The organism is Dactylosporangium salmoneum (assembly GCF_039532525.1).
GTDB classification, from domain to species: Bacteria; Actinomycetota; Actinomycetes; order Mycobacteriales; family Micromonosporaceae; genus Dactylosporangium; species Dactylosporangium salmoneum.
Genome location: NZ_BAAARV010000003.1, coordinates 59,216 through 62,591, shown reverse-complemented (window position 1 = coordinate 62,591; position 3,376 = coordinate 59,216). Strand labels below are relative to the sequence as shown.

Sequence of the window (3,376 nt, the reverse complement as noted above, 5' to 3'; positions counted from 1 at the left end):
CCCCCGCCCCACGCCCCGATGACCCGCTCGACTTGCCCGTTTCGGCCGGGGTGACGGGGGTAGACAGCCCATCTCACGAGAGCGACCCTCCGGGTGGTGATGCGCATGGCGCAGGCCGAGGAACGTGTGATCGTGAGGGCTCCCGCCTTGCGCCCCGGTCGACCGGCCCGCGACAACGCTGGTTTGCGGCAAAATGGTCGGTCGTCGCGGCGGTGGGTAGCCGAAGACAAGAGAGAAGCGGCAAACCTAGGAGGTGTGTCGTGGCCGAGGTTTCGCAGTATCAGAGCTTTGGCGGACACCCGGACATCGCCGAGATGCAGCAGCGCTACGAGCGGTTCGGCGCCAGCGGGCAGGCGGGCGTCATCGACGGACTGGTGTTGCTGGCCGGTGGCTGGCTGGCCATCTCACCGTGGGTGGTCGGCTTCCACACCAGCGCGCCACGCCTGGCCATCAACGACCTCATCCTCGGGATCACGATCGCGGTGCTCGCCCTGGGGCTGACGATGGCGCCGGCCCGGATGTACCGGCTGAGCTGGGCCATGGCGGCGATCGGCGTTTGGGTCATCATCTCGCCGTGGGTCGTTGAGCGTGGTGTCGCCATCACCGCCGGAACGATCGCGTCGAACGTGGCCACGGGCGCTGTGACAGTTGTGCTGGGCCTCGGCGCCGTCGGGTTGCTGATGTCGTCCAACCGGCGGGGCGGATTCGACCGCGGACGCCGCGGCATGGAGCGGCCCGGCTACGAGCGGCCCGGCGGCTACGAGCGGTCCGGCGGCTACGAGCGGTCCGGCATGAACCAGTCCGATCTGGACCGTCCCGGCATCGATCGGCGTAATCGCTAGCGATCGGCGCTGTGGGCCGCGGCTATCCGGCGGCAGAAGAAGGAGCCCGTCCGCTGCCGTGCGGGCTCCCGGGGGCCGCCGTTCGCGCGGAGTCCAGGCTGCCGGCGTCATCCGCATGCCCACGACGCGTTTGAGGCATACGGTCCGGGGCAGCGACGCCGCCATGAGCCAAGAAGGTCACCGCTCGCCGGACGCCGGTAACGGTCGCTTTCATCGGATCGCAGCGCGGATTCCCGTCGGGATGGGGCCGGAGGCGGTCGCCGTCGATCCGGCCGGGCGCACAGCGTTCGTGGCGTGCTCCCGCAGCAATGGCGTGACAGCCGTAGACCTGCGACGCTCGGCCGTACGCTGGCGGGCGGAGACCGGCCGCGAGCCCATCCCGCTCATCTTCGACGCCCCGACCGGGAGGCTGTTCACGGCGGACGCGCGATCGGACACCGTGACCGTCCTGCGCGCCGACACCGGCGAGCTGCTGGCCCGGGTGCGGGTGGGGGAGTACCCGTCGGGTCTGGGCTACCACCCGCAGCTGCGCCGGGTCTATTCGGGCGACACCGCCGCCGGCACCGTCAGCGTCGTCGACGTCGACAGCATGAAGCTGATCGGCACGATGGAGGCGGAGCTCGGCGCGGGCAGCATCGCCATCGACACGCGACGCTCCCGCGCCTACGTCGCCAACTTCATGATGGCGTCGGTCAGCGTCTTCGACGCCGAGACGCTGCAGCCCCTGGACCGCCTGCCGGTCGGGAACGGGCCGTGCAAGGTCGTGGTCAACCCGGTGACCGACCAGCTGTACGTGGCGAACTCCTTGCAGGGCACGATCGGGCGGATCGGGCTGTCGGACCATGCGGCCATCGACGAGCTGCCCGTGGAGCGAGCCCCCGTCGGGCTCAGCGTCTCCACCGACGGCCGCTGGCTGTACGTGTGCAATCGGGGCGCCGGCACCGTGAGCGTGCTGGACGCGTTCAGCGGGCGGGAGCTGCACCGGGTCCGGGTGGACGAGGCGCCCGGCGACTGCGCCGTGGACCCGGACACGGGACGGCTGCTGGTGTCGAACGCCGGGGCGGGCACCCTCACCGTCGTGGACCGGCCGTGGCTACCCGGACCGACCCCGCCCGCGCAGCATCCGCTGATCGGGCAGCGGCTGCCGGAGTTCGCGCTTCCCGACGCACACACCGGGCAGATCCGCACGACCCGCGAGTGGGCGGAGAAGAAGTACGTCATCAACTTCTTCGCCAGCTGGTGAGGCCCTTGCAACGCGGAGGCGCCGGTCATCGAGGGACTTCGCCTCCGTACCGCCCGGTCGGGGCTGGAAGTGATATCGATCAACGTATGGGAGAGCGTCGGGGCGGCCACGGAGGCGCGCAACTTCGCGGAGATCTGGGGCATCGACGGGCCGGTGCTGCTCGACGAGACCGGCGACTATGCCGCCGCGCTGGGCATCCGCGGCGTGCCGACGAACGTGCTGGTGGACGCCCGCGGAGTCGTCCGCGGGGTAGGGCTGACGGCACCCGTGGAGCTCGACGAGGCGGTGGACGCGCTGCTGGCCGAGGACTGAACGCACACCGGCCCGCGGCCGCGCTCCGGCCGCTGTTACCCGCCCGGCTGGGCGGGTAAGCAGGCACCCGATCGCCCGACTCCGCACGCCGAAGGAACCGTCATGACCACGATCACCCCGCACGAGGTAGGTCTGGACACCGCCGCGCAGGTCGCCGCCCAGCTGCGAGTCGACGCCGTGCGTTCCTCCACCAGCGCCGGCTCCGGGCATCCCACCTCCAGCATGTCGGCCGCCGACCTGCTGGCCGTGCTCGTCACCCGGCACCTGCGCTACGACTGGGACAACCCGGCGGCGGACGGCAACGACCACCTGATCTTCTCCAAGGGCCACGCCTCGCCGCTGCTGTACGCGGTGTTCAAGGCCGTCGGCGTGGTCACCGACGAGGAGCTGATGACCGGCTACCGGCGCTTCGGGCAACGCCTGGAAGGCCACCCCACCCCGGTGCTGCCCTGGGTCGACGTGGCCACCGGCTCGCTCGGCCAGGGCCTGCCCGACGGCGTCGGCGTCGCCCTGGCCGGCAAGTACCTCGACAAGCGGCCGTACCGGGTCTGGGTGCTCTGCGGCGACAGCGAGATGGCCGAAGGATCCATCTGGGAGGCCCTCGACAAGGCGTCGTACTACAAGCTGGAGAACCTGATCGTCATCGTCGACGTCAACCGGCTCGGCCAGCGCGGCGAAACCGACCTCGGCTGGAACCTCGACGCCTACGCCGCCCGCGCCGGAGCCTTCGGCGCCCGCGTGCTGACTATCGACGGCCACGACCTGGCCGCCATCGACGAGGCGCTCACCGACGCCGCGCACGGCGACGGCAGGCCCACCGTCGTCCTCGCCAGGACCGTCAAGGGCAAGGGCTTCTCCGAGGTCGAGAACCAGCCCGGCTGGCACGGCAAGCCCCTGCCCGCCGACATGGCCGGACGCGCCATCGCCGAACTCGGCGGCGAGCGCCACCTCACCGTCCGCGGCCCGCTGCCCGAGGCCG

Annotated in this window: 3 protein-coding genes and 1 pseudogene; all 4 read left to right on the top strand. The window is 71.4% G+C overall.

The features are described 5' to 3' along the window. The first annotated feature begins 260 nt into the window (after positions 1–260). Positions 261–842, top strand: coding sequence for an SPW repeat protein (locus tag ABD352_RS00530; protein ID WP_344610151.1), 582 nt, complete (start codon positions 261–263; stop codon positions 840–842). A gap of 313 nt (positions 843–1,155) precedes the next feature. Continuing rightward, positions 1,156–2,085: a YncE family protein gene (locus ABD352_RS00525; RefSeq protein ID WP_344610150.1), complete on the top strand. Its 930-nt coding sequence runs from the start codon at positions 1,156–1,158 to the stop codon at positions 2,083–2,085. 12 nt (positions 2,086–2,097) lie between these two features. Then, positions 2,098–2,397 (top strand): annotated as a pseudogene (locus ABD352_RS00520) (TlpA family protein disulfide reductase); the annotation flags it as partial. A 102-nt stretch (positions 2,398–2,499) separates the two neighbouring features. Next, positions 2,500–3,376, top strand: an 877-nt coding sequence (locus ABD352_RS00515) for a thiamine pyrophosphate-dependent enzyme (RefSeq protein WP_344610149.1), incomplete at its 3' end; no start/stop codon positions are given.